24 protein-coding genes are annotated in these 26,400 nt (G+C 65.9%); 15 read left to right on the forward strand and 9 right to left on the reverse strand.

The annotated features are described in order from the left end of the window. Nucleotides 1–133 precede the first annotated feature (133 nt). The 5 genes from FHS47_RS19215 (at nt 134) to FHS47_RS19235 (ending at nt 4,077) form a co-directional block, all read left to right on the forward strand. Nucleotides 134–394 (forward strand): hypothetical protein, encoded by a 261-nt coding sequence (locus FHS47_RS19215; RefSeq protein WP_167032097.1) that lies wholly within the window; start codon nt 134–136, stop codon nt 392–394. Nucleotides 395–493: 99 nt separating this feature from the next. After that, on the forward strand, nt 494–1,807 hold the full coding sequence (locus tag FHS47_RS19220) for a PAS domain-containing sensor histidine kinase (RefSeq protein ID WP_167032100.1): 1,314 nt from the start codon (nt 494–496) through the stop codon (nt 1,805–1,807). 78 nt (nt 1,808–1,885) lie between these two features. Then, nucleotides 1,886–2,740: a flagellar motor stator protein MotA gene (gene motA, locus FHS47_RS19225; protein WP_167032103.1), complete on the forward strand. Its 855-nt coding sequence runs from the start codon at nt 1,886–1,888 to the stop codon at nt 2,738–2,740. A 6-nt stretch (nt 2,741–2,746) separates the two neighbouring features. Beyond that, nucleotides 2,747–3,769: a flagellar motor protein MotB gene (motB, locus tag FHS47_RS19230; protein ID WP_167032106.1), complete on the forward strand. Its 1,023-nt coding sequence runs from the start codon at nt 2,747–2,749 to the stop codon at nt 3,767–3,769. Between the two features lie 80 nt (nt 3,770–3,849). After that, a complete protein-coding gene (locus tag FHS47_RS19235) occupies nt 3,850–4,077 on the forward strand; it encodes a hypothetical protein (protein WP_167032109.1) in 228 nt (75 codons plus the stop codon). Between the two features lie 4 nt (nt 4,078–4,081). Here the strand turns inward: FHS47_RS19235 and murU are convergent, their stop codons facing one another. The 5 genes from murU to FHS47_RS19260 all read right to left on the reverse strand — a co-directional run bounded on the left by murU (nt 4,082) and on the right by FHS47_RS19260 (nt 10,982). Beyond that, complete coding sequence (gene murU, locus FHS47_RS19240) at nt 4,082–4,765, reverse strand: N-acetylmuramate alpha-1-phosphate uridylyltransferase MurU (protein WP_167032112.1); 684 nt, start codon at nt 4,763–4,765, stop codon at nt 4,082–4,084. Beyond that, complete coding sequence (locus FHS47_RS19245) at nt 4,762–5,772, reverse strand: phosphotransferase (protein WP_167032115.1); 1,011 nt, start codon at nt 5,770–5,772, stop codon at nt 4,762–4,764. Before FHS47_RS19245 ends, murU begins: the two co-directional genes overlap by 4 nt. Before the next feature lie 52 nt (nt 5,773–5,824). Beyond that, nucleotides 5,825–9,133, reverse strand: a complete 3,309-nt coding sequence (locus FHS47_RS19250; RefSeq protein WP_167032118.1) for a DUF6543 domain-containing protein — start codon at nt 9,131–9,133, stop codon at nt 5,825–5,827. Nucleotides 9,134–9,328: 195 nt separating this feature from the next. Further along, on the reverse strand, nt 9,329–10,654 hold the full coding sequence (locus tag FHS47_RS19255; RefSeq protein WP_167032121.1) for an ammonium transporter: 1,326 nt from the start codon (nt 10,652–10,654) through the stop codon (nt 9,329–9,331). Continuing rightward, entirely contained in the window at nt 10,644–10,982 is a 339-nt protein-coding gene (locus FHS47_RS19260) for a P-II family nitrogen regulator (RefSeq protein WP_167032123.1), read from the reverse strand. The genes FHS47_RS19255 and FHS47_RS19260 overlap by 11 nt, the downstream gene beginning before the upstream one ends. A 273-nt stretch (nt 10,983–11,255) precedes the next feature. Here FHS47_RS19260 and FHS47_RS19265 point away from each other — a divergent pair, with 273 nt between their 5' ends. The 9 genes from FHS47_RS19265 to FHS47_RS19305 all read left to right on the forward strand — a co-directional run bounded on the left by FHS47_RS19265 (nt 11,256) and on the right by FHS47_RS19305 (nt 18,787). Next, nucleotides 11,256–11,690, forward strand: coding sequence for an SUF system Fe-S cluster assembly regulator (locus FHS47_RS19265; RefSeq protein WP_167032126.1), 435 nt, complete (start codon nt 11,256–11,258; stop codon nt 11,688–11,690). A gap of 14 nt (nt 11,691–11,704) precedes the next feature. Then, a complete protein-coding gene (gene sufB / locus FHS47_RS19270) occupies nt 11,705–13,165 on the forward strand; it encodes a Fe-S cluster assembly protein SufB (protein ID WP_167032377.1) in 1,461 nt (486 codons plus the stop codon). After that, a complete protein-coding gene (locus FHS47_RS19275; RefSeq protein WP_167032128.1) occupies nt 13,165–13,575 on the forward strand; it encodes an ACT domain-containing protein in 411 nt (136 codons plus the stop codon). Before sufB ends, FHS47_RS19275 begins: the two co-directional genes overlap by 1 nt. An 18-nt stretch (nt 13,576–13,593) precedes the next feature. After that, nucleotides 13,594–14,379: a Fe-S cluster assembly ATPase SufC gene (gene sufC, locus FHS47_RS19280; RefSeq protein WP_167032380.1), complete on the forward strand. Its 786-nt coding sequence runs from the start codon at nt 13,594–13,596 to the stop codon at nt 14,377–14,379. After that, on the forward strand, nt 14,376–15,695 hold the full coding sequence (gene sufD / locus FHS47_RS19285; RefSeq protein WP_167032131.1) for a Fe-S cluster assembly protein SufD: 1,320 nt from the start codon (nt 14,376–14,378) through the stop codon (nt 15,693–15,695). The genes sufC and sufD overlap by 4 nt, the downstream gene beginning before the upstream one ends. Nucleotides 15,696–15,714: 19 nt before the next feature. Then, nucleotides 15,715–16,962, forward strand: a complete 1,248-nt coding sequence (locus tag FHS47_RS19290; RefSeq protein WP_167032135.1) for a cysteine desulfurase — start codon at nt 15,715–15,717, stop codon at nt 16,960–16,962. 107 nt (nt 16,963–17,069) lie between these two features. Continuing rightward, nucleotides 17,070–17,603, forward strand: coding sequence for a GNAT family N-acetyltransferase (locus tag FHS47_RS19295; RefSeq protein WP_167032138.1), 534 nt, complete (start codon nt 17,070–17,072; stop codon nt 17,601–17,603). After that, nucleotides 17,600–17,914, forward strand: a complete 315-nt coding sequence (locus FHS47_RS19300; protein ID WP_167032140.1) for a non-heme iron oxygenase ferredoxin subunit — start codon at nt 17,600–17,602, stop codon at nt 17,912–17,914. The genes FHS47_RS19295 and FHS47_RS19300 overlap by 4 nt, the downstream gene beginning before the upstream one ends. A 93-nt stretch (nt 17,915–18,007) precedes the next feature. After that, nucleotides 18,008–18,787, forward strand: coding sequence for a type II CAAX endopeptidase family protein (locus FHS47_RS19305; RefSeq protein WP_167032143.1), 780 nt, complete (start codon nt 18,008–18,010; stop codon nt 18,785–18,787). 13 nt (nt 18,788–18,800) lie between these two features. On the opposite strand, the gene FHS47_RS19310 is transcribed toward FHS47_RS19305, so the two are convergent. Then, nucleotides 18,801–19,859, reverse strand: coding sequence for a putative sulfate exporter family transporter (locus FHS47_RS19310; RefSeq protein WP_167032146.1), 1,059 nt, complete (start codon nt 19,857–19,859; stop codon nt 18,801–18,803). Nucleotides 19,860–19,906: 47 nt separating this feature from the next. On the opposite strand from FHS47_RS19310, the gene FHS47_RS19315 reads away from it, so the two are divergent. Then, nucleotides 19,907–20,782: a LysR substrate-binding domain-containing protein gene (locus FHS47_RS19315; protein ID WP_167032149.1), complete on the forward strand. Its 876-nt coding sequence runs from the start codon at nt 19,907–19,909 to the stop codon at nt 20,780–20,782. A gap of 14 nt (nt 20,783–20,796) precedes the next feature. Here FHS47_RS19315 and FHS47_RS19320 read toward each other — a convergent pair whose 3' ends face one another. The 3 genes from FHS47_RS19320 to FHS47_RS19330 form a co-directional block, all read right to left on the reverse strand. Next, nucleotides 20,797–21,783, reverse strand: coding sequence for a diguanylate cyclase (locus FHS47_RS19320; protein WP_208382151.1), 987 nt, complete (start codon nt 21,781–21,783; stop codon nt 20,797–20,799). 30 nt (nt 21,784–21,813) lie between these two features. Next, entirely contained in the window at nt 21,814–25,341 is a 3,528-nt protein-coding gene (locus tag FHS47_RS19325; RefSeq protein WP_167032152.1) for a response regulator, read from the reverse strand. Nucleotides 25,342–25,441: 100 nt separating this feature from the next. Continuing rightward, a complete protein-coding gene (locus FHS47_RS19330) occupies nt 25,442–26,359 on the reverse strand; it encodes a CPBP family intramembrane glutamic endopeptidase (RefSeq protein ID WP_167032155.1) in 918 nt (305 codons plus the stop codon). Nucleotides 26,360–26,400: the final 41 nt, after the last annotated feature.

Consider the following 26,400-nt stretch of genomic DNA (forward strand, 5'->3'; position numbering starts at 1 on the left):
AAATACCCTACAAAACGGGGGTGAGCAAGTGCCGGCCCGTTCACATTTTTCAACATTCGTAAGGGCTTTTCTGCAACAGCCTCGGCAAGCCCCCGGCTGGGTTAGACTTTCCCCTTCCTTCGAGATCCGGTCCATGGCAGAGCGCGAATTCCCCGGCTTCACCTTGCGCAGCAGCGCCACCCGCGAGGGCTCGCGGTATACCGCGCTGCTGTCGGCGCACCCCGCCGACGGAAGCTACCCCAGCTACTTCGCCGTCTACGAGAATCGCAGCTTCCGCGACGAGGCCAGCGCGGCCGCGGCGGCGGAAAAAGCGCTGGGGCTGGTTCTGGGGGTGGAAGAAGACGGTGCGCCCGTCTTTGCCGAAGACGAAAACGGTTTCGACGACGAAGACTGACCCTGCCCACCGCAGCCTGCACGAAGACGGCTTGACAGCACGCCTTGCCAGGGCGCGTCATAGCGTCACATCGGGCGTGACAAAGGGATGGCAGCGGCCATGAGCGACGGGGACGGCAGGTACCGGCAGTTCGTCGAGGCTTCCTCCGACTGCATGAAGGAACTCGATCGCGACGGCACCATCCGCTTCGTCGCGGGCCTGGGCTGCGTCGCGTTGGCGCCCGAAGGGGTAGATCGCCTGGTCGGAACGCAATGGCGGGATCTCTGGCCGCCGGAGGCGCAGGCCATGGTGACGCGCGTGCTGGAGCGCGCCGCCTTGGGAGAGCGCGTCGATTTCGTCGGTCCCAGGCGCCCGGGCAATGGTCCGACGCGCTGGTGGGAAGTGATGGTCGCCCCCGTCGTGGCAAATGACACCCTGGACCATTTCATCGTCATCAGTCGCGACGTCACCGAGCGCGTCGAACTGCAGGCCTCCCTGGAGGCCATCATCGAACTCCTGCAGGATCGCCTGAACGAGACGGTTGCACGCTCGGCGTCGGCCAGCACGCGCTACGGCACGCTGATGGAGCGCCTTGAGTCGGAACACGGCGCCCGGTGCGACGCGGAAAACCGCCTCGCCGGTGTCCGCGAGCAACTGGACATGGCGAACCGGGCTCGCGAACTGGCGGAGGCCGGTGCGCGCCAGGCCCAGAAACAGCAGGCGATCGGCCAGCTCGTGAGCGGCATCGCTCACGATTTCAACAACATGCTTCAGACCGTGATCGTCAGTCTTTCAGGGCTGCAGGAGGATTCGGAGGAACTGTCGCCGCGGCATCGGCGGATGATCAATTACGCGGTCGAGGGGGCCCGCCACGCCACCGCGCTGACCCGCCGGCTCCTGGCCTTCGCACGCAACCAGTATGCCCAGCCGGAAGCGGTCGACCTTGGCGACGTCGTCGTCGCGTTTTCCGACTTCGCGCGGCATGCGCTCGGCGGACGGATCGGGCTGGAAGTGGTGCGCCAGCCCGTGTCGCTCCCGGTGTGGCTGGATCGGCATGGCGTGGAGCAGGCGCTGATGAACGTGTGCCTCAATGCGCGCGACGCCATGGACGGCGGCGGCAGCATCGTCGTGGAGGTGGCCGAAAGGACCGGGGACGGCGCTCATCCCGGGTTCTCCCACGAAGCCGGCGGCTACCGCCAGGTGGTCGTCAGCGTGACGGACTCCGGGGGCGGCATGTCCGAGGAAGTGCGCCAGCGGCTGTTCGAACCCTACTTCACCACGAAGGAGGGCGGTTCCGGGTTGGGCCTGGCGCAGGTGTACGGCATGGTTGCCCAGGCGGGTGGTGCCATCGAGATCGAGAGCGAGGCCGGCATCGGAACGCGCTTCCGGCTGGTTTTCCCGCGCTACCAGGGACTACACGAACAAGAGTCGTAAACGTTCAGAAAGCGTGACGAAGTTCCTCAATTTTCCTCCTGCCAAGCCGATAAGGGAAAGGACTGGAGGAAGTACGGCATGTTGGTCATCATCGGTTCGATCGTCGTCCTGGTATCCGTACTGGGCGGCTACATCCTTTCCCACGGCGAACTCGGTGCGCTCTGGCAACCTTACGAGCTGCTCATCATCTTTGGTGCGGCGCTGGGCGCCTTCGTCAGCAGCAATTCCATGGAGGTCGTGAAGGGGGCCGGTCGCGACGTGGTGGCCTTGTTCAAGGGCCCCAAGTACCGCAAGCAGGACTACGTGGATCTGCTGTCGCTGCTTTACGACATCTTCGTGAAGATGCGCAAGGAAGGTCAGCTCGGTATGGAGGCGCACATCGAGGACCCGGCGAACAGCACGCTGTTCTCGGCCTATCCGCGGCTTGTCGCCGAGCACCACCTCATCGACTTCACGACGGATTGCCTGCGCCTCATCGTGGGCGGGGCCATGGATCCTCACGAACTCGAGCAACTGCTCGACGTGGAACTGGAAACGCACCACCACGAGGCCATGGTTCCCGCACTGGCCGTCCAGAAAATGGCCGATGCGCTCCCTGGCTTCGGCATCGTTGCGGCGGTGCTCGGCATCGTCATCACCATGAAGTCGATCGACGGCGACGCCGCGGTGATCGGCGAGCACATCGCGGGGGCGCTGGTGGGCACGTTCCTCGGCATCCTCCTTTCCTACGGCTTCGTCGGTCCGCTGGCGGCGGCGATGGAAGCTCGCGTCGGCACCGACGGCAAGGCCTTCGAGTGCGTGAAGGTGGCCCTGCTTGCCAACCTTCGCGGCTATAACCCCATGGTGGCCGTGGAGTTCGCTCGCAAGTCGCTGCAAGCGTCCTCGCGTCCGTCGTTCCAGGATCTCGAAGCCCACCTGAAGGCTGCCCGGTAGTCCGCCATGAGCGATCTGAAGCAGGTCATCATCGTCAGGAAACGGCGAAAGGCGGCCCATGCCCACCATGGCGGCGTCTGGAAGGTGGCCTATGCCGACTTCGTGACGGCCATGATGGCCTTCTTCCTCGTCATGTGGCTGGTGGGCGCAGGCACCAAGCAGCAGCGCGCGGCCATCTCGGAGTATTTCAAGAATCCGAGCATGACGCCCGGGCAATCCACCATGGCGCCGTCGGGCAAGATGGGTCCCGGCGGGGCCAGCACCAGCATGATCAAGCTCGGCGGCGCGCTCGACCTGCCCAAGGGGCCGGGCGACCAGCAGGCGTTCGCCAAGCCGAGTTCGTCCGACGTCGAGAAGCTCGCGCGCGAACAGGAAAAACGTCGCCTCGAGCAACTCATGAAGGATCTCAAGGAGGCCATCTCCAAGAGTCAGGCCATGGCACCTTACAAGGACCAGCTGCTGCTCGACATCACCTCGGAAGGCCTGCGCATCCAGATCGTCGACAAGCAGAACCGTCCCATGTTCGACACCGGCAGCGGTGTGATGAAGCCGTACACCGTGCAGATCCTCCATGAACTGGCGGGCTTCGTGAACCAGGTGCCCAATTCGATCAGCATATCGGGGCATACCGACAGCGCACCGTATGTTCGTGCCGACAGTGCCTACGGCAACTGGGAACTCTCTGCCGACCGTGCGAACGCCGCCCGGCGCACGCTCGTCGAAGGCGGCATGCAGCCTTCCAAGGTCGCTCGCATCGTGGGATTGGCGGCATCGGTGCCACTCGACAAGACCGATCCAGCCGCGGCGATCAACAGGCGCATCAGTATCGTGGTGATGACCAAGGAGGCGGCGCGCGCCGCACTCTCTCCCGAAGTGGCCAACGAGCCGGACGTGCCTGCCGCCCCGGCGACCCTGCATTCGGCGGAGCAGGAGCATGCCGGTGGCGGCGCGCCCGATATGCCGTCCGCCTCCCCCGCCAACGATGTGGGCAGTGCCGTCACCGTGCCGCGAAACCTCCGCCGGGGCTGAGTATCCGGCCTGTCACGGGAGTCACTTGCAACGGTCACCCCGGCCCGGCAGTATCGGGACGACAGGGGAGGGAAGGCGTAGTGGAAAATCACAGCAAGTACAGGGTCGTCGCGAAAGCGGTCAAGCATCACGGCGTTGCCGGCGAACAGGTCTACCGCGCGAGTTACCGCATCCTCGACCACATCGGCGAGGAGATCGAAGCGAACACCGGCACCAACGACTTCCAGGACATCACGAGTGCGTTCAACGAAGCCTTCGCGCTCGGACACGAGCGATTGCGCGAGATGGGCGTCGACACGGTGCAGTAAACGCTCAGGCGCGCCGGGACAGCACCGCGCGCAGTTCGTCGAGTTGCGTCGGCGTGCCCACGTTGCGCCAGAAGCCGTCGTAGCGTTCGCCAGTCAATTTGCCATCCGCGATGGCCTGCCGATACATCGGTAGCAGCTTGAAGCGCCCCGGCGCCTCGTGCGCCACGATGTCGCGGCGATACACGCCTACATTCCCGAAGGTGAGGCGCTCGGCTGCCGCCGGGGCATCCGCGTCGTAGAGCTTTCCATCGGCAAGGGCGAAATCGCCCGAAGGGTGGAATTCGGGGTTTGCAACCATGACCAGGTGCGCCAGGCCTTCGGGCTCGCGCGGGAGTGCCGCGTAGTCGATGTCGCTCCAGATGTCAGCGCTCACGACCACGAACGGGTCCGGGCCCAGCAAGGGCAGCGCGGCGAGCATCCCGCCACCGGTCTCCAGCGGTGTCGGCCCTTCATAGGAATAACGCAGGCGCACGCCCCATTGCGAACCGTCGCCGAGCGTCTGCGGAAACTGTTCCGCAAGGTGCGAGGTATTGATCACGATGTAGCGAATGTCCGCCGCTGCCAGTTTTTCGATGTGGTGGACGATGAGCGGTTTACCGTTCACCTCGAGCAGCGGCTTGGGTGTGTGCGTGGTGAGCGGGCGCATGCGCTCGCCGAGGCCGGCGGCCAGGATGAGCGCGTGCCTCATGCCTGGACGGCCACTCGGATATCCCGGTTGCCTATCTTCGCCTCGAGGTAGTCCGCAAGGGGCGCCACGTCGGCGTGCCTGCGCGCGGTGTCCAGCACATAGCGCAATACGCGCGGAAGATCGTCGAGGTACCCGGGTTTGCCGTCGCGGTAACAGAGGCGACAGAAGAGGCCGAGAATCTTGATATGCCGTTGCAGTCCCGTCAGATCGAACCAGCGGAGGAACCGGTCGGCATCCACGGTTTCTTCCAGCAGCCGCGCGTCGAGCAGCCGCAGCCGATACGCTTCCACCCAGCCCCGCACCCGTTCTTCGTCCCACGTGATGTACGCGTCGCGCAGCAACGATGCGAGATCGTAGGTGATGGGCCCCGACATAGCGCCCTGAAAATCGATGATGCCGGGGGAGCGTTCCGCGGTGATCAGCAGATTGCGGCTGTGATAGTCGCGATGCATGAACGCGCGCGGCTGCTCCGCGATCGTATGCATGATCGCCGTGAATGCGTTTTCAATGATGTCCCACTCTTCGCAAGCCACTATCACGCCGAGGTGCTTTTGCAGCAGCCAGGTCGGCATGATCTCCAACTCCATGGTCTGCCATGCGTGGTCGAAGGCGGGCAGGCCGGCCGTGTCCACCCGTGACTGCATGCGCAGAAGGGCGTCCAGGGCATCGCCGTAAAGCGCATCGGCCGTTTCGTCGGTCAACTCCGGAAGGTAGGTGCGCGTGCCAAGGTCTTCGATCAGCAGGAAGCCCAGGGGGACGTCTGCGACCATCACCTTGGGCACGTGCAACCCGGCGTCGGCCAGGCGTTGGCCGATATCGATCCACGGCGCCGGGTCTTCGCGTTCCGGTGGCGAGTCCATGACGATGACGGGCTGGCCGTCGACATACCCCCGCCAGTAGCTACGGAAGCTGGCATCCGCGGATGCGGGTGCCAGCTCGAGGGAGGGTAGGCCGGTGACTTGGCGGGCCCAGGCAAGGCGGGCAGCGGAACGGTCGGTAGCGGTCATGCGGTTCTATGGCGCGGCATTTTCGTCAGCTTAGAGCCTTTGCCGTGGGCTGTCATGGCGCTCCGGTGCCGTTGTCCGCCTGCGACGATGGATGAGGACCCACGAACGGCCGAAGCGGAGGAAGCGGCGTGACAGGGAATGACTCCAGCCACAGGTTGTGAGCCCGACCTGCGGGCGAGTCCGCGGCGATCCATCGGGAGCCGACATGGCGCACCTGACCGAGGTCGAGTTCCCAGGGTTCGCCGGGCGTGCGTGGCGTGCCCGCATGCCATTCGGGGCCATTGCCCGGCCAGCGGATTTCGCGATGTCCGTGGATATCGGTATGGCTGGTTCGCACGACTTGCGAATGACCGTAGAGGTCTCTCAATCGCACGTAATGGCGCCCGCCGGCAGACCAGTCGTCGCCCCATCCACGCATTTTCGCCGCCGCCTCCATGGCGGGATCGTTCACCACGAGGAAGTCCAACTCGTCGGGTAGAAGCCCGCTTCGCGTCTGGATCAGGTGCTTCAAGGCATTCGCGACGGCATTGGCGTTCGGCCTGTCGGTGCCGGCCCACGAAATCTGTCGATAGTCGCGAGCGTCGGGGGTTTCATGCGGGTCGGAGAGCCGCAAGCGCAGATGCGAGAGTTCAAGAAGACCTGATCTGTCCGGCATATCTGCCGGTATCCATTCCCTTTCGGTACGCTTCAGTTCGGGCAGGCGCGAACGGCTCTCCAACTCACTTGCCATGGCCTCACGCAGGGCCGGCTCCGCAGCCTCGGCGGGAGAGGATCGGGTCTGTGCCGCCCACGCTACCGCTCTTATGAAGCCGTTGAAGTCTTTGGCGAAGCCAGTGTCATCCACCACGTGGTACTTACCCTCCCGCAGTGTCAAACGCAGGGCGTTATCCGGGGGGCGGCCCGCCTGTCCTTCCGCGGCATCCACCAGGCGACCGTCGTGCCACGCCGTGTATCGCAGGAATGGACCTTCGTACAGCGCGATCGGGCGCTTCACGGTTTTCGCCAGAACGGGAGCGATGATTCTCGCCTCCCATCCCGTCCAGGACCTGGCATGGGGGTTGCGAAGGCGCCGCGGCAGGTTCTCGACGAAGGCATGCACGATCGCGAGCGCGGCAACGGGGGAGTCCATGGCTTCCGTCGCTTGCAGCCGCGACAGTTCCGCTTCGGGCATGCCCAGTTGCTCCATGATCTCCGCGGCCCGGTTCAACGTCTGCGGGTCGTCGGTCAAGAACCTGTTGCCCACCTTGCCGGTATCGCCATGCCCCCTGGGGCCGTGGCGAAGGAATTTGAAGCGGCCGAGAACCGATCCCTTCACGTCGTTCTCGGGGACGTCGGCAATATCCCAGGTGCCATCCGGTAGCCTGGTGATCAAAGGGCCGGCTTTCTCATACGGCGGACCTTCGGGCGACACTACGGTGAGGCGCGGGCCGTCCTCGCTTACGGATACCTTCGCGACCGACGGACGTTCCGTTGTCGTGTACTTCCAGCGGACATAGGTATCCATGCCCCGTCGGAAGATGCCGTCGGGCCCCTCCTGCATTTCCGCACTCAGGGTGACCTGCACACCGGTGCCGCCGGTGATCCAGCGGTCCACCGTCCCGTCCCGCTGCACGTAGAGGCGCTCTTCCGGAAGCCTTGGCGGCCGGTGTGGACCGAGCAGGTAGCCCAGATGCCCGTTCACCTCGCGTGGGGGGACGAAGTTGGGCTTGGGCTTGGCCGCGGCGGCAGTATCGTCCAGATATTCGCCGGTATGTCCCTCTCGGAAACCGGCGAACGAGGGGGCCGCGATCGGTGCGGTCAACGCCACCATGGCGGCCTGCTCCAGCCCGAGTTTCCTTTGCTCCTCCGTGCGGCCGTCGATCGCGAGCTCCAATCCGGTGCCCCCTTGGGTTACTGCGGTGCCGAGCTGGACCGGAATGGCAAGGGCGGGCACATAACCAAGCGGCCCGAGCAGCACCGCCGCGCGATTGATCACGTCGCGCCAGCCTTCCCACGCCGTGCGGCTCTGTGTGCTGGCGTCGTCGCGCATGCGCTTCTCGGTCTGCACCCGCATGTCCTGGAATACGTCGCCATCGACCACGGCGTTCCGGTGGTCGATGGCATCTCCGTTCGGCTGCCACTGGCCGCTCCCGATTTTTTCGAGGCCGTGCCTGACACCCGTCCAGAACAATGTGTCCTGCGCGTTTTCCAGGGAGAAATGGGAAAGTAGCCGGCTGAGCTTCATCGGGTCCCGGGATTGATCGAACACCCATCGCCAGAGGTCTTCCTCGCTGTGCGCCACGACGAACGAGGGGTATCCACCGGGGATGTAAATGACCTCGCTCTTGTCGTCGAGTACGAAACGAACGATGTCGCTTGCCGGATAGCCGTTGATGTCGAGCCGTCGTACGCCAGGACCCGCCGGCGATACCTCGCGAAGTTGCGCCATCGTCACCGGGCCATCCAGCGGAATCCGCGCTGCTGCCGCGGACATGATCTGCCTGTACTGGTCGTGGCTCAGTACGCATTGCGTACCGACGCAATCGGCACGTGCCCGCCGGGCCTCGCGTACGAAGTGATAGCGTGCGAGCACGTGCCATTCGTTGCCGCGCTCGGCCCAGTACTTCCGCACGTCGTCGTCGAGCCTCGTCACGTAGGGAAGCTCGGCGAATGTCGTGGGAGCGGCGAAGGCGTTGACGATCTGGGACAACGTAAGCCGGGCCAGGTACGCCGACGTGTATCCGCCCTGGCGAAACACACCAAAGGCCTCGTCGAGATCCCGGTGGTCCTCGCTCACGGTGTCGACCACGTTGTCCCGGGCGATGAACGTGTTGTAGATGTAGCCAGGACCGGTGCGGCTCCACAGAAAAGCGCCCGTCTTGCGGAAGAAGTCGCGTGGGCTATCGCTGGCAAAGATGCCCTCCACGCCGGAGATGATGCCCGGACTGGCCTTCCCGCCAGCGGTCACGCCTCCCACCGCATCGGCCGCTTCGGCGAAGAAGGTGTGACGGGAGTGCTCGGGGAAAGCCTCCATCAATGCCTCGGTCAGCGAGGTCGTGTGGTCCGGTTCGCCGCGTTTGCGGCTCTGCGCGTCGGCGAAATGCGCAACCACATACGCGTCGCTATCGAGCCCCAGCTTTTCCGCCACGAACTGCTTCGCCACTGCGCGAGCGTCCGGTGCGGGTAGCGCATAAGCCGCCATGAGCATGTTGCGCAGGGCGTGGGCATCCTCCGGTGAAGCAATGAGCGGGGCATTTTTCCCGCTGGGGGCAATCGATGCCGCTTCGGGCTGGGCGAACGCTGTGGTCGCGGTCCAGAGGGGCGTGGCGATGAACAGCGCGGTGGCGACGGCGAGCCGCGTCCTTACGTGTGGGGCAGGCATAAATCGTCCTTCGGTCGTCGGAGGGACGGTACGCCTACGTCAAGCATTGTCGGCGCACCGTTCGAGGGGACTGCCACGACGGCAGTCGGACCCCGAACGGTACGGCCTGGTCGCATCGCGGACTGTCCCTCCTGTTCCCTCGCTTCGCGTGGGTGGAAGGACAGCTTTCGCGACGGCGATGCGCCGGTTGCTACCTCAGGACAAGTTGTACCCGCGCTCTTCGTGCAACGCGAGGTCGAGGCCGATTTCTTCCTGCTCCTCGTCCACGCGCAATCCCATCGTCATGGCGATGATCTTGAAAATGCCGTAGCTCAACGCCCCGCTATACACCACGGTGAAGGCCACGCCCTCGAACTGTATCCACAGCTGTTCGAGCGGTCGCGACACGTCGGCGTAGCCGCCCAGCGCCGGCGACGCCAGCGGGCCGGTGAGCAAGGCGCCCAGGATGCCCGCGACGGCATGCACACCGAAGACGTCCAGCGAGTCGTCATAGCCGAGGCGGCGCTTCAGCCGCGTGGCGCAGAAGAAGCAGACCACACCGGCGCAAAGGCCGAGAACCAGCGCACCGCCGGGGCCGCACGAGCCGGCTGCGGGTGTGATGGCCACCAGACCGGCGACCGCACCCGACGCAATACCCAGCACGCTCGGGCGGCGGTGGACGATCCATTCGACTGCGGTCCAGCCGATGGCCGCGGCCGCGGTCGCCACCTGTGTCACGAGCATCGCCATCGCCGCGCTGCCGTTCGCTGCGAGCGCGGAACCGGCGTTGAAGCCGAACCAACCCAGCCAGAGCATGCTCGCTCCGATGAGCGTGTAGCCCAGGTTGTGCGGCGGCATGGGTGTATGCGGATACCCGCGGCGCTTCCCGATGACCAGACATCCGACGAGGCCCGCGATACCTGCGTTGATGTGCACGACAGTGCCGCCGGCGAAATCGATGACGCCCAAGTCGCCGAGGAACGATCCCGGGCCGCCCCACACCATGTGCGCCAGCGGCAGGTAGACCACGGTGAGCCACAACAGCGTGAACACCAGCAGCGCGGAGAACTTCATGCGTTCGGCAAGCGCACCGACGATGAGGGCAGGCGTGATGATGGCGAACGTCATCTGGAACATCACGAACAGCGGTTCGGGAATCGTGCCGTGCATCGTGGCCGGCGCGAGACCGGCGAGCATGGCATGCCCGAGCCCGCCCACGAACGAATGCAGCCCCGTGGTTCCCGTGGCCATGCCGGCATCGTCGAAGGCTACCGAGTAGCCGTAGACGATCCACGCCACCGTGACCACCGCGGTGATCGCGAAGCACTGCATCAGCACGGACAGGAGATTCTTGGCGCGGACCATGCCGCCATAAAAAAGCGCCAGTCCGGGGATGGTCATCATGAGCACGAGCGCCGTCGCGGCGAGCATCCAGGCCGTGTCGCCGGAATCGGGCGCTGCGGGCGCAGCGGCCTGGGCGAACGCCGTGCAGGGGAGGAGGAGGGCACAGCCCGCCATGGTTCGGGTAAGGTCAAAGCGCATCGTCGTCGACCTCCTGCGTGCGGATACGAATGGCCTGCTCGAGATCGAGCACGAAAATCTTGCCGTCGCCCACCTTGCCGGTCCGGGCGGCGTGGCTTATCGCTTCGATGGCCCGCTCCAGCTGTTCGTCCGTCACCGCCACTTCCAGCTTGAGCTTGGGCAGGAAATCCACGACGTACTCCGCGCCGCGGTAAAGCTCGGTATGCCCATGCTGCCTGCCGAATCCCTTGACCTCGGTGACCGTCATCCCCTGGATGCCCACCTCGGCCAGCGCCTCCCGCACGTCGTCCAGCGTGAATGGCTTGATGATCGCGTTTATCCACTTCATGGCTTGCCCCTTCTTTGGCCCGGTGAGGCGTCAGCAGGTTTCATGCCACGCTGCAGGCCGCATGGCGCCGTGGCATGGGCACAAGAAAGCACCACATTGGGGCGTGTGGTGGGCCAAGTGGGGGCATGGCGTCGGCGCGGAGCTTATGGGTCGCAGGGGTGTCGCCAGCGCGGTTTCGTGACGCCGTAAGAGACGCGCGGCCTTCCACGACCTTGCCTTTCGCGGGTCAAATCAGTACCATTTTGGTCCGATATTGACGATCGCCCGTTCCCCATGCTCCGTGTCAGCCGACTGACCGACTACGCGACGGTGGTGATGACCTGCATCGCCGCCCATCCTTCCGACGTTCTGAGCACCGCCCAGATCGCGGAAGAGGCGCGTCTGGAGTTGCCCACCGTATCCAAGCTGCTGAAGCTGCTCGGCCACGCGGGGCTGGTGGAATCGTTCCGCGGCGTCAACGGCGGCTACCGCCTGGCGCGGCCGGCGGAAATGATCAGCCTCGCCGAGATCGTCGAGGCGATGGAGGGCCCCATCGGCCTCACGGAATGCAGCATGGCCCAGGGGCATTGCGAGCGGCAGTCCAGTTGCGGCGTCAGTGGCAGTTGGCGCTCCGTTTCCGGAACCATCGACGGCGTGCTGCGCGCCATGACCCTGGCACAGATGCTGGCTGCGCGCCCCGCGGCGCCGGCCGTACAGGCAAACGCATGAACGAGAGTGAGAACATGACACGCGAAGTGGCAGCGCCGGTACGCGACAACGCCGAAGTCGAGGCGGCCCTCAACCGCCGCTACGAGGCGGGCTTCGTCACCGACATCGAATCCACCACGCTTCCCCCGGGCCTGAACGAGGACACCGTTCGCCAGTTGTCGGCGATCAAGGGCGAGCCCGAGTGGATGACCGAGTGGCGCCTCGCCGCCTATCGTCACTGGCTCACCATGCCGGAGCCGGATTGGGCGAAGCTCGATATCGCGCCGATCGATTACCAGGCGGTCAGCTATTACTCCGCGCCCAAGGCCGGTCCGAAGTCGCTGGACGAGGTCGATCCCAAGCTCCTGGAAACGTACGAGAAGCTGGGTGTGCCGTTGCACGAGCGTGCTCGGCTGGCCGGCGTGGCCGTGGACGCGGTGTTCGATTCCGTGTCCGTGGGCACCACGTTCCGCAAGGAACTGGCCGAGGCCGGTGTCATCTTCTGTTCCATGTCCGAGGCCATCCGCGATCACGGCGACCTCGTTCGCCAGTACCTCGGCAGCGTGGTGCCGGCGGGCGACAACTATTTCGCCGCCCTGAACTCGGCGGTGTTCTCCGACGGCAGCTTCGTGTTCATCCCGAAGGGCGTGCGTTGCCCGATGGAACTGTCCACGTATTTCCGCATCAACGCGATGAACACGGGGCAGTTCGAGCGCACGCTCATCGTGGCCGAAGACGACGCCTATGTGTCTTACCTGGAAGGCTGCACCGCGCCCATGCGCGACGAGAACCAGCTGCATGCGGCCGTGGTGGAACTGGTCGCGCTGGAGCGCGCGCAAATCAAGTACTCCACGGTGCAGAACTGGTACCCGGGCGACGAGAACGGCGTCGGCGGCATCTACAATTTCGTGACCAAGCGCGGCGACTGCCGTGGCGCGGATTCGAAGATCTCCTGGACGCAGGTGGAAACCGGTTCGGCCATCACCTGGAAGTACCCCAGCTGCGTGCTGCGTGGCGACCGCTCGGTGGGCGAGTTCCATTCCGTGGCCCTCACGCACCACCGCCAGCAAGCCGATACCGGCACCAAGATGATCCACATCGGCAAGGGCACGAAGTCGAAGATCGTGTCCAAGGGCATCAGCGCCGGCCGCAGCTCGAACAGCTATCGCGGGCTGGTGAAGATCGAGAAGGGTGCCGAGGGCGCGCGCAACTACACGCAGTGCGATTCGCTGCTCATCGGCAAGAAATGCGGTGCGCACACTTTCCCGTATATGGAAGTGAAGAATCCCAGCGCCATCGTCGAGCACGAGGCCACCACGTCGAAGATCTCCGACGACCAGCTCTTCTACTGCCTTTCGCGCGGCATTGGCGAGGAAGACGCGGTGTCGATGATCGTGGACGGTTTCTGCAAGCAGGTGTTCCGCGAGCTGCCGATGGAATTCGCCGTGGAAGCGAAGAAGCTGCTCGAGGTGTCCCTCGAAGGCGCGGTGGGCTGATGGGCATCGCCGGCTCCGCACCGGGTCTGACCGACCTGCGTGCCCTGCTCGCCGCGCTCGATCCCGAGATCGATCCGGTGCCGAAGCGCTTCCTGCACGTGTCGCACGAGAAGGCGCGCGAGCGCATGGCCGACGCCTTGATGATGTTCCGCGAGGCTGAGGGCACCACGCTCATCGTCGACGTGGATAGCGACGAGATCGCCGGCAGCGAGCGCCTGCTGTGGGCCCGGATCACGCTGCGCGTGCAGTCCAGCCTTACCGCCGTCGGCATGATGGCCGCCGTTTCCGCCGCGCTGGCGAGGCGCGGCATTCCCTGCAACCCCGTTTCCGCGTTCCTGCACGATCACATCTTCGTGCCCTGGGAACGCCGCGACGATGCGCTCGACGCGCTCTCGCACCTCACGCCCTGATTGGACAGCGCCATGCACATGCTCAAGATCGACAACCTCCACGCCCGCGTCGAAGGCAAGGAGATCCTCAAAGGCCTCTCGCTCACGGTGAAGCCGGGCGAGGTGCACGCCATCATGGGCCCTAACGGTGCCGGCAAGTCCACGCTCGGCAACGTGCTGGCGGGCCGCGACGGTTACGAGGTCACCCAGGGTACGGTGGATTTCGCCGGTCGCGACCTGCTCGCGCTGGAGCCGGAAGAGCGCGCCGCCGTAGGCGTGTTCCTCGCCTTCCAGTATCCGGTGGAAATTCCCGGGGTGAACAACACCTACTTCCTGCGTGCCGCGCTCAACGCGCAGCGGAAGTTCCGTGGTGAGGACGAACTGGACTCCATGCGCTTCCTGAAGCTGGTGCGCGAGAAGCTGAAAGTGATGCAGATCTCCGACGAGTTGCTGCATCGCGCGGTGAACGAAGGATTCTCCGGCGGCGAGAAGAAACGCAACGAGATCTTCCAGATGGCCGTGCTCGAGCCGAAGCTGGCGATTCTCGACGAGACCGATTCCGGTCTGGACATCGACGCGCTGAAGCAGGTGGCCGAAGGCGTGAACGCGCTCCGCTCGCCGGACCGTTCCTTCGTCATCGTCACCCATTACCAGCGCCTGCTCGACTACATCCAGCCTGATTTCGTCCACGTGCTGGCCGGTGGCCGCATCGTCGAAAGCGGCGACAAGGACCTGGCACTGAAGCTGGAAGAACAGGGCTACGCCTGGCTGGCCGAGACCCATCCGGAACTGCGCAAGGCCGACCTTGCCGGAGCGCCGGCATGAATCCGCTGCCGTCCCCGTTCGTGCGGGCGGCCCTGGATGCCGCCGACGGTCTGCCCGACAGCGGCATTGCGTGGCTCGACATCGCCCGCCGCGAGAACCTGCAGGCATTCGCCGAAGGCGGCTTGCCGGAGGGGCGCAACGAAGCCTGGAAATACACGCCGCTGCGGGCGCTGTCGCAACGCGCCTTCGTGCTGGCCGACCGGACGGCCGCGGCGGGTATTGCCGTCGATCCCACGCTGTTCACGCTTCCGGGCGTCGACGGTGCGCGCATCGTCTTCGTGGACGGCGCGTTCCGTGCCGACCTCTCCTCCCTCGATGCCGACGGGATCGAACTGGCACCGCTGTCGGCCGCGCTGTCTTCGCAGCCGGAGCCGCTGCGCTTCGCGCTCGCCAATCGCTATCGCCGCGGCGCCGCCGATGCGTTCGTGCACCTCAATGCCGCGCTGGCTACTGACGGTTTCGTTCTGCGCATTGCCGAGGGTGCGACGGTAAGCCGCCCGGTGCACGTCGTGCACGTATCCAGTAGCAGCCAGGCGGACACCGCGTGGCATGTACGCCTGCTGGTGGAAGTGGGCAAGGATGCCGCGGCGGACATCGTCGAACACTTCGTCTCCGCCGGCGACGCCACGCAACTGGGCACCGTCGTTGCCGATGTCGTGCTGCGGGAGGGTGCCCGCCTCGGACTGGTCGTGCTGCAGGACGCTTCGTCGGCGACGACGCTGGTGCGACGCGGCCATGTGCGGATCGACGCCGGTGCCCAGGCAACACTCCATGCCCTGGAACTGGGCGGTGGTCTGGTTCGTCATGAATTGCACGCGGATCTGGATGGCGACGGTGCACGTTTCGACTCGCGCGGCGTCTTCGCGCTCGCGGGGCGGCAGCATGCCGACACGCAGCTCGAGATCCGCCACAAGGCGCGCAATACCGCCTCCGACGCATTGTGGCGCGGTATCGCCGACGGGCGCTCGCGCGGCGTGTTCCGCGGTGCGATCCTGGTCGCCGAAGGTGCCGACGGTGCCGACGCCGCGCTCAGCAACAAGAACCTTCTGCTGTCCGGCATGGCCGAGATCGACACCAAGCCGGAACTGGAAATCTACGCCGACGAGGTGAAGGCTGCGCACGGCGCGACCATCGGCCAGCTCGACGAGCGCTCGCTGTTCTACCTGCGCTCGCGCGGCATTCCGCTGGCCGAGGCACGCAGCCTGCTCACGCTCGCTTTCTGCCGCGCGGCGCTCGAGTCCCTGCAGAACGACACCCTGCGCGAATACCTCGGGGAACGGCTGGTCGCCCACCTGCCGACCGGCCCCGCCGAATAAACGATTTCGGAGTTATGCCATGAACGCCAAGCCCGCGTCAGCCCTGCCGCCGCTGGATGTCGAGCGCATTCGCGCCGACTTCCCCCTGCTGTCGCGCACGGTTCACGGCAAGCCGCTCATCTATTTCGACAACGCCAATACCGGGCAGAAGCCGGTGTCGGTCATCGAGACGGTCGACCGGCACTACCGTCTGCACAACGCGAACGTGGCGCGTGCGGTGCACCAGTTGGGCGAGGAGGCCACGTCGGCTTATGAAGGCGCCCGCGACGCGATGGCCCGTTTCATCCATGCGCCGTCACGCGACGAGGTGATCCTCACGTCCGGCACCACGCAGTCGATCAACCTCGTTGCCTACAGTTATGCCTTGCCGAAGCTCAGGCAAGGCGACGCCATCCTCACCACGGTGATGGAGCACCACGCCAATATCGTGCCGTGGCAACTCGTGGCCGAACGCACTGGCGCGACGGTGAAGGCCGCGCCGATTGACGACAGTGGCGAACTGATCCTCGAGAAATACGTCGAGATGCTCACGCCCGACGTGAAACTCGCCTGTGTCGCCCACGTATCGAACGTGCTCGGCACCGTGAACCCCGTGCGCGAGATCGCGCGCGAATGCCACAAGCGCGGCATTCCGTTGCTCGTCGACGGTTCCCAGGCGGCCCCACATCGCGCGATCGACGTCCAGGCGCTGGGATGCGACTTCTATGCCGTCACGGGGCACAAGATGCTGGGGCCCACCGGCACCGGCGCGCTCTGGGCGAAGCGCGAGCACCTGATGGCCATGCCTCCGTTCTTCGGTGGCGGCGAGATGATCCGCGAGGTGCGCTTCGACGGCACCGTGTTTGCCGATCCGCCGCACCGTTTCGAGGCCGGTACGCCGAACATCGCTGGCTTCGCAGGGCTCACGTCGGCCATCGAGTACATCGAAGGCATCGGTTTCGAGCGGCTCCACGCTTACGAGCAAGAACTGCTCGCCTACGCCATGGACGCGTTGGAACGCGTGCCCGGGATACGCATCTTCGGGCGCGCGAAGGAGCGCGAACCGGTGGTGTCGTTCCTCATCGAAGGTGCCCATGCCAACGATATGGCTACGCTGCTGGACCTGCAGGGCGTCGCCGTGCGTTCCGGTCACCACTGCGCCCATCCGCTGATGCACTTCTTCGGCGTCCCGGCCACGCTTCGCGCCTCGCTGGCCTTCTACAACACGAAGGCCGAGGTGGACGGTTTCATCGAGGCCATCGCGAAGGTCCGCAAGCTCCTCCTCTGAGGCTCATTGGTTTGTGTGGGAGCCGCTTCAGCGACGATCCCGCGGCAGCGGGCCGGCTTGCAGCGACCCCGTCGCCGCGAAGCGGCTCCCACAGTAAGATTCGCCGCATGAGCCTTGAACACACCTTCCGTACCGCCACCCACGCCGACGCCGCCGTCATCGCGGCCCTGGTCGAATCCGCCTACCGTGGCGACGCTAGCCGGGCGGGGTGGACCACCGAGGCCGACTTCCTGCACGGCCGCCGTACCGACGTCGCCGAGATCGAGGAACTGCTTGCCGGTGAGGGCGGGCGATTCGTGCTGTTCGAGCGCGACGGTACGGTGGCCGCCTCGTGCTACATCGAGCGGCAGGGCCCCGTGTGCTACTTCGGCATGTTCTCGGTGCATCCGCCTTTCCAGGGCACCGGCATCGGGCGCCTGATGATCGGCGAGGTGGAGCGCATCGCCAGGGAGGAATGGGCCTGCGAGCGCGTCGAGATGACGGTGATCGACATCCGCGACGAACTGATCGCCTGGTACGAACGCCGGGGCTATGCGCGCACAGGGCGTACCAAACCGTTTCCTTATGGCGACGAGCGGTTCGGCATCCCCCAGCGCGACGATCTCCGCTTCGAATACCTGACCAAGGACCTGCGCGCATGAACGGGTGGATAAACGTCGGTACGCGCAGCCAGCTGTTGCCGGGGGAATACAAGGTGGTATGGGACGGCGACACCGCCATCGCCGTCTACAACATCGACGGCGACCTCTACGCCATCGAAGACGTGTGCACCCACGATGGCGGCGAGTTGGCCGGGGGCCCCGTCACCGGCTTCGAGGTGGAGTGCGTGCGTCACGGTGCGCGTTTCGACCTGCGCACGGGCGAGGTCACCTGTCCGCCCGCCTATGAGCCGGTCACCGTCTTCCCCGTGCGCGAAGAGGACGGCTTCATCTGGACGCGAGACGACCGCTGAAAGCGTAAGCGCGAACATAGGCGAAAATGCTATGGCGCGCGCGGGGCCCCAGCCCTAAGCTTGCCGGGCGCCATCCTACCTGCCGAGACCTCCATGCTTCAGGACCACCGTCGGCGTGCCGCTCTCGCCTTCGCTCTCCTGTTCATCCTGTACCAGGCCGCGGAGGGCGTGGGTGCACGCCTGCTGGACAACTTCGCAGTGCAGGCCGCCTTCATGGTGGCCATGGTCGCTGTCGCGTGGCCCCTGGGCCGTTGGCTGGGCTTCCGCGGTTACGACGCTTACGCCTTGGGGTGGCAGCGGGCCGCGCCGCTGCTGTTGGCCGGCGGACTGGCGCTGGCCCTGCTGGTGAAATATGTCGCCGTCTGCATCGGCATGGCGTTCAACGTGTACCTGGCGCGCGCACCGGTTGCGCCACCGGTCGCCGCCGTGTCCTTCCTTTCGTCCATTCCATGGGCATTGGTTGCGACCTTCGTGCCTTCCCTGGCCGAGGACATCCTCACGCGCGGCTTCCTCTATCGTGCCATCCGCGTGCGCTGGCTGCCGTGGACCTTCGTGCTCGCAAGCAGCGTGGTGTACCTGCTCAACCACGTCTACCGTCTCGGCGCCGGCCCGGCGGAGTGGGCCATGCTGTTCTGCTTCGGCCTCGCCTATGCCGCCGCCGTGGTCCGCACCGGCTCGCTGTGGCTGGCGGTCGGTCTGCACTGGGGATGGAACCTCGCCAATGTGCTGATCGACGACATCCTGCCTTACCAGGTCGTGTCGGCCACCTGGTCGGCGCTGCTCTCGGCTGCGGCGCACCTGATGGTGCTTGCGCTTCTTTTCGCCTTGCCCCCGCAGCACGAGCGCGAAAGCCTTCATCCCGATCCGGTCTGAGCCGGGCGGGCTCTTACCAGCGCCCGATGAGGTGCTGCACCAGCAGACTGGTCAGCGCTACCGCCGCCCACACGCCCAGGCCAAGCAGGATCGGACGGTGCCCGGTGGAGGCCATGCGGCGCAGGTCCGCGGACAGGCCGATGGCGGTGAGCGCCACGATGATCAGACACTCCGCGATGAAGTGGATCGCCGGCAGCGCCGGCGCCGGAACGATGCCGGTCGTGCGGATGACGGAGGCGACGAGGAACCACAGGATGAACCAGGGGAAGATCTTCGCGAGGCTGAAGTCGGAGGCGCCGCCGCGCTTGTGCCGCCACGCCACGACGAACGCGATGGCGAGGCTGATGGGAATGATGAGCGTCGCGCGGGTCAGCTTCACGATGGTGGCGTAGTCGCCGGCGGCGTGGCTGTAGGTGTAACCGGCAGCGACCACCGAGGACGTGTCGTTGATTGCCGTGCCTGCCCAGAGTCCGAAGCCGAGATCCGACAGGCCCAGCCAGTGTCCGAGGGGCGGGAACAGCAGCACGGCAACCAGGTTGAAGAGGAAAATCGTGGAGATCGCGAAAGCCGTGTCGTGCTCGTCCGGCTTCACGATGGGCACGATGGCGGCAATGGCTGAGCCTCCGCAGATCGCGGTGCCCACGCCGATCAGGAGCTTGAGCGCGTCGTCTACACGGAGCAGCTTGCCGAGCCCCCATGCCGCCAATCCGGCCGCTGCCACCGTGGCGAGCGTGACGGAAAGCGATTCCAGCCCCGTGTGCGCCACCTGGGTGATGCTGAGGCCGAAACCGAGCGCCACGATGGACCACTGCAGCACCTGCTTCGAGGCGAAGCGGATGCCCGGAAGGAAGCGTGCCCCCGGCGGTGCGAACTGGCGCACCACGATACCGAGCACGATGCCCCAGACAGCGCCGCCCACCAGAGGCATGAGACGGCCCAGCCCATAGGCCACGGCGGCGATGGCGAAGGCCAGGAGCACGCCGGGAAGGCGCGACGGTGCGGACGGAGTGGCGGCAATCGAGGACACGGGCGGATTCCCTTTGGAAGCTGCGCCTATTGTCCGTGCCGACATATCATAAGCATATTGAAAATGCTTTATGGTAGGTATAAAAAATACTTATGCAGTCGTTCAGTCCCCGCCAGATCGAGGTCTTTGTGGCCGTTGCCACGTCCGGCAGCGTGCGTGCGGCCAGCGAGCGGCTTTTCATGAGCCAGCCTGCGGCCAGCATGGCGTTGGCCGAACTGGAACGGCAGATCGGCTCCCCGGTGTTTTCGCGCGAACGCGGTCGTCTGCGGCTCAACGATCGCGGCCGCCAGCTGCTTCCGCTGGCGCGCGAACTGATCGAGCGCCATGCCGAATTCGCACGCATGGCCCAGGGCTCGGTGACCGGGCTGGCCGGCGAGATCGGCGTGGGCGCGAGCAACACGATCGGCAACTACCTCGTGGGCGACCTGCTGGGCCCCTATGCCACCGCGCATCCGGGTGTGTCGTTGCGGCTGGGCGTGGCCAACACCGCGCGCATCGCGCAGGGCGTACTCGATCACGACTTCGACGTCGGTTGCGTCGAAGGGCCCGTGACGCACCCGGCGCTGGAAGTGCGTCCCTGGCGGGAGGACCGTCTGGTGGTTTGCGCCAGGCCCGATCATGGGCTGGCGGCGAAGAAACGGCTGCGCCGCGAGGATTTCGCCGGGCAGCGCTGGGTGCTTCGCGAGCGCGGGTCGGCCACCCGTGCCTTGAGCGAGCGCGCCCTGGCCGAACTGCCCGAAGGCACCACGGTGCTGGAACTGGACCAGTCCGAGGCCATCAAGCAAGCGGTTATCGCCGGCCTCGGCATTGCCTGCCTGCCGGAAGTGGCCGTCGGCGACGCGGTGCAGGCAGGGCGCCTCGTCGTGCTTTCCACGCCGTTCCTCGACCTGAGGCGGACCCTGTCGGTGCTGCTGCACCGGCAGCGCTACCGCGGCGCCCTGCTGGAAACGTTTCTAGCTTCGCTCTGACGGAAGGCGGCCGGTCAGCCCAGCACGCAGCGGTTCTTTCCGCCGCGCTTGGCAACATACATCGCCACGTCCGCGGCGATGACCACGTCGTCGTAGTCCGCGCCTCGCTCGAACAGTGTGACGCCGATGCTGGCTCCGATCCGGACCGGGAGCCGCTGTTCGCCGACATCGAGCGTATAGGGTTCGCCGATGGCTTCGCACAGCACCTGACAACGGGCGAGGGCGGTGGCCCCGTCCGGCGTATCGTGCAGCAGCACGGCGAACTCGTCGCCGCCCAGGCGCGCCACGGTGTCGGTGGCACGGGTACGTGCGTCGATGCGCCCCGCGATGGCCTTCAGCAGTTCGTCGCCGGCGGCATGTCCCTGTTCATCGTTCACGGCCTTGAACCCGTCGATGTCCACGTAGGCGAGGGCGTAGCGGGTGTCGTCGGCACCGGTCGCGATCGCTTCCTCCATGCGTTCGCGGAACAGCATGCGGTTGGGCAGCCCCGTGAGCGCGTCGTGCGTGGCCTGGTATCGCACGAGTTGTTCCATGCGGATGCGCTCGGCCACCTCGCTCGTGAGCTGGGCGTTCCGCAACGACAGCTCGTCCAGCGCCTGTTGCAGCAGCGCTCGGGCGCGGTAGAGCTCCAGGAATATCCTGACCTTGGACTGGAGGATCACGTCGTCGATCGGCTTGGCGATGTAATCGACCGCGCCGGAACGGTATCCCTTGATCCGGTTGATGTCGTCCGCGTAGGCAGCGGTGACGAAGATGATCGGCGTCTCGCGCAGGTGGTCCGCTTCCGAGATGAGTTGCGCCACCTCGAAGCCATCCATCTCCGGCATGTTCACGTCCAGCAGCACCAGGGCGAACTGGTGGTCCAGGCAGAGCGCCAGCGCCTCGTTGCCGCTGGACGCTTCGAAGATGTCGGCATCGGCGCGCGCGAGAAGCCGGCGCATCGCGACGAGGTTGCCGGGCGTGTCGTCGACGACGAGGATCTTGGGGCGGATCGGATTCATGGCCGGGTTTCGGTGTCTTTGACGTCCATGTCAGTCGAGAGGCGGAAGCCATGCGCGGATCATCGAGAGCAGGCGATTCACGTCGATGGGCTTGGCCAGGTAATCGTTGGCGCCGGCTTCAAGGCATCGTTCGCGATCGCCTCGCATGGCCTTTGCCGTGAGCGCAATGACGGGAACGTGCGCCACGGTCGGTCGTGCGCGGATCTCGCGCATGGTTTCGTAGCCGTCCATGCCAGGCATCATCACATCCATCAGCACCAGTTCCAGGTCGGGGCGCTTGTCCAGCAGGTCCAGCGCCTTCCGACCGTCCTGGGCCATGGCCACGTCGATACCTTTGCCGCGGAGTACTTTCGACAACGCGAAAAGGTTGCGCATGTCGTCGTCCACGAGGAGCACGCGGCGCCCCTGCAGGGCGGCCTCTCTGTCGGCAGACGCAGCGTGCGTCGCCCCGGCAGTGGAAGAAGCGCCCTGACGGATCGAGTGAAGGAACAGGCTCACTTCGTCGAGCAGGCGGTCCGGGGAACGTGCGCCCTTCAGCACGATGCTGTCGGTGTGCCGGCGAATGCGCATGCTCTCCTCGCGCGAGAGGTCGCGGCCGGAATAGACCACCACTGGCGGCGCGTTTCCCCGCTGCGACAGCTGTTCCAGGAAGTCGAATCCCGACATGCCCGGCAACCCGAGATCGAGCACGATGCAGTCGTAGGTCTTGCCGGCCGTCATCGCCAGCGCGTCTTCTCCGGTGCCGGCCTCGTCGACAGTGACTTCGTCGTCTTTCAGCAGCGTGCGTACGGCGGCGCGGGCGCCCGCGTCGTCGTCCACCACCAGGACCTGTCGTGCGCGACCTTCCGAAAAATGCACGAGGCGGTCGAAGGCTGCAATGATGGATTCCCGGCTTACCGGTTTGGTGAGGAAGCCGACCGCGCCGAGTTCCAGCCCGCGCGTCGCGTCGTCGGTGGCTGAAATGAAGTGCACCGGTATGTGCCGGGTGACCGCGTCCGCCTTGAGACGCTCGATCACCGTCCAGCCGTCCATGCCTGGAAGCATCACATCGAGCAGGATGCCTGTGGGGCGATGGCGGCGTGCGAGGGCAAGGCCCGACTCGCCGTCTGTCGCCGCCAGCACGCGGTAACCCTTGCGCCGGATCATGTCGGCCAGGATACGGGCAAAGGCGGGATCGTCCTCGACGACGAGGATCACCGTGTCGCCCGGCTCGATGCCCGCCCGGTCGTCATCGATGCCCTCCGGAAGCAGCGCCGGCGACACGGGAAGGGTAGCCTCCGCGGCGGCGCGCTGCGCCGGGATCGCCTCCGGGCGGCCGTCCGGATCGGGAGTGTCCTCGGGAAGGTAGACCGTGAAGGTGCTGCCGTCGCCGGGTTCGCTGCGCAAGCCGATGTCGCCGCCGAGCAGCGCGGCGATGCGCCGCGAGATGGCCAGGCCCAGCCCCGTACCTCCGAATTGGCGGCTGGTGCTCGCATCCACTTGCTCGAACGCATGGAACACCTTCTGGAACTTGTCGGCGGGAATACCGATGCCCGAATCCTTGACGGCGATGGCGATGCTCCGCGCGGGATCCAGTCCCGCCGGCAGCTGCGCATTCCTGGCGGGCCGTGCGATGTCGACGTCGACACCGCCCCGCGAGGTGAACTTGAATGCATTGCTCAGGAGATTGTTGACGACCTGTTCCAGCTTGCCGCCGTCGGTGCGGATGGTGGCGGGGAGTTCCGGCGACAGCCGGATCTCGAAGCTGAGCTTCTTTTCGCGTGCCACATGGTTGAAGGTGCGGCCTAGCGTGCGCACCAGGTCGGCGAGGGAAACGGTGTCGATGGCAAGTTCCATCTTGCCCGCCTCGACTTTCGAGAGGTCGAGGATGTCGTTGATGAGGCGGAGCAGGCTGGAGCCCGCATCGTGGATGATTCGGGCGGATTCGACCTGCTCCCCGGTGAGGTTGTTCTCGTCGTTATCGGCCAGGCTGCGCGAGAGGATCAACAGGCTGTTCAGCGGCGTGCGCAATTCGTGCGACATGTTGGCGAGGAACTCGGACTTGTACCGGCTCGCCCGTGCCAGTTCCTCGGCCTTCTCCTGCGTTTCCCGCTGCAGCGCCTCCAGTGCGTCGTTTTGCCGGTTGAGCGCGTTCCCTTTGTCGCGAAGTTCCTCGTTGGAGGCGTGCAGTTCCTCCGCCTGCACGCGAAGTTCTTCTTCCGAGGCCATCAGGCGCTGCGACTGCTCCTGCAGTTCGGCCGTGCGGCGCAGGTTCTCCAGCGAAAGGGCGACAATCGGCATCAGTTCGTCGAGCAATTCCCGCTGCACGTCGGTCAGGGGCGCGAAGCTGGCGACTTCGATCACGCCGAGCACGTCCTCCCGCGAAATCACCGGCAGCAGCACGACACTTCGTGGCGGTGCACCACCGGTGGCGGAGTGGATGCTTGCGTAATTGTCGGGCACGTCGTTCAACACGATCGCGTGGCGTTCGAGCGCCGCCTGTCCCACCAGCCCCTCGCCGGGCTCGACCATGCGTGGCGCCTGCTGCTGTGTCTTGTATCCGTAGCTGCCCAGCAGCTCGAACTTCCTCGTCTCGGGCCGCCTTGCGTAGAAGGCGCAGAGGCCGGCGCCCAGGCGAGGCGCCAGTTCGGACATGAGCGTGCCGGCGAAGGTGCCGAAGGTGGTGGCCTGCTGCAGCCTGTTGGAGATGGAGGCCACCGACGACTTCAACCAGGTCTGGTTGTCGGATTCGATGGCCATCTCCTTGAAGACCTGCAACGCGCGGGCCATCTCGCCGATCTCGTCGCCACGCGTCAGCTGGCGTACCTCGACCGTATGGTCGTGGCCGGCGAGCCGCGTCATGAGGCCGGTCATCTTCACGATCGGGCGGGTGACCAGACGGGCGGTCATGCGGATCACGAACAGTCCGAAGGCGAGACAGGCGAGCAGGGAGCCCAGGTCGATCCAGCGGGTGAGGCGCAGTTGACGCTCCACCTTGGCATTGCGCACGTCGAGCAGGGCGCGTTCGGCGGAAGACATCGTGTCGATGAGCTTGCGCATGTTGCCCGTCGTCACGCTGCGGTCCGCGAAATAGCGCGCGCGGATCGCCTCGCGCGCCGCTGCGGCTTCCGGCGTGGGGTCGCCGCTGGCGTCACGCATCGGACGCAGCGCGTGGGCGACGGTGTCCTCGCGCCAGCGGTCAAGGAGGTCCTGGAGCCGGTCGAGGCGCGACTGCTGCAGCGGGTTGTCGGCCGTCAACTGGCGAAGCGTTGCCAGGTGGCTCGAAAGCGCGGCGTCCGCGGCTTCGAAGTCGGCGTATTCCCCCTCGTCGCGGTTCAGCAGGTAACCGCGCACCGCGGCCTGCCGTGCTCGCGCCGCATCGCTCACGTCCGCCAGCGTGAGCAGCACCACATAGGTGTGCGACGACCAGTCGCGGCTTTCGGCCTCACGGCCGATCGAAGCCAGGTTCGCGAGGTTGGTGGCGACGAACAGGGCCAGCAGCGCGCCGATGGCGAGGAGGATCTTGCGTTGCAACGGCTGGTCGGCCAGCCAGGTGTTCCGCGTGGTGGGATTGGGCATGCGTGGATCGCTGGTTCCGGCAGACGACGAGTCTTCGTCTCCGTTGGTACACCCAACGGACGCGCTCGTCCGTGGGACGCGGCTCATAATGTGACGCCGGTCACGCGATGGCGGCGCGCTTCCGTCGCCACGACGGGGCCAGCAGGCTGCCACGGCGCACGGCGATCGCCAGGCAGGCGGCAGTCGCCACCGAGCACAGGCCCAGCGCGACCACCGAAGCCTCGGCCCCGAAGGCGCCGCCGGTCAGCCAGTCGGGGCCCTGCATGTGCGAACCCAGAAGGCCGCGTTGCTCGAAACCCGAGACCGGCACGCCGTAGAAGGGGCCCTGGGCCACGTTCCATGCGGCGTGCGCCCCCATGCAGACCCACAAGGAGCGGGTCACGTGGTAAAGCAGGCCGAACAGCAGCCCCGCTTCGAGCGCGATGGCTAGCGCGCTCCAGGCCGTGGCGTTCGGATTCCAGATGTGCAGGCCGCCGAACACCGCAGCCGAGAGCAGCAGCGCCGCCCATGTGCCCAGCCCTTCCTCGACGATGCGGAAAATGACGCCGCGGCTGACGATTTCCTCGCCGACTCCGGCCCCCACGCCCATGACCAGGATGGGGCCGAGCCAGTGCACGTCGCGGTTCACGCCGTCGACCACGTAGGCACCCAGCGCCCACAGGGTGCCGACCACCAGCGAGAACACGACGGCACCGCCGGCGATGCCGAGCAGGAGATGCGGAACGGCTTTTCGCGCCGCCAGCTCGTCCACCCGGCGATGCTCGATGGTGCGCACGAGCAACCAGTAAGCGAGGACGACCGGGGCCAGACGCAGCGCCTCGATCAACGGGGTGACCTGATCGAAGGAAAGGTTGGTGCGGGGCAGGCCCAGGCCGTCGTAGACACGTCCGGCGATGAAGCGAAGCGCGATCATCGTGATGAAGAAGGCAACGATGCGGCCCAGGGGCGAACGCAGGAGCCGAAGGGGCAGGGGCAGTGATGGTGTCGGTGTCGTCGCTTCGGTGGGTTGGGCGGACATGGGGCTCTCGGTCGATGGGCTTGCAGCCGCAGTCTACGCAG

Origin of the sequence: Luteibacter sp. SG786 (genome assembly GCF_011759605.1) — a bacterium.
Taxonomy (GTDB): Bacteria; Pseudomonadota; Gammaproteobacteria; order Xanthomonadales; family Rhodanobacteraceae; genus Luteibacter.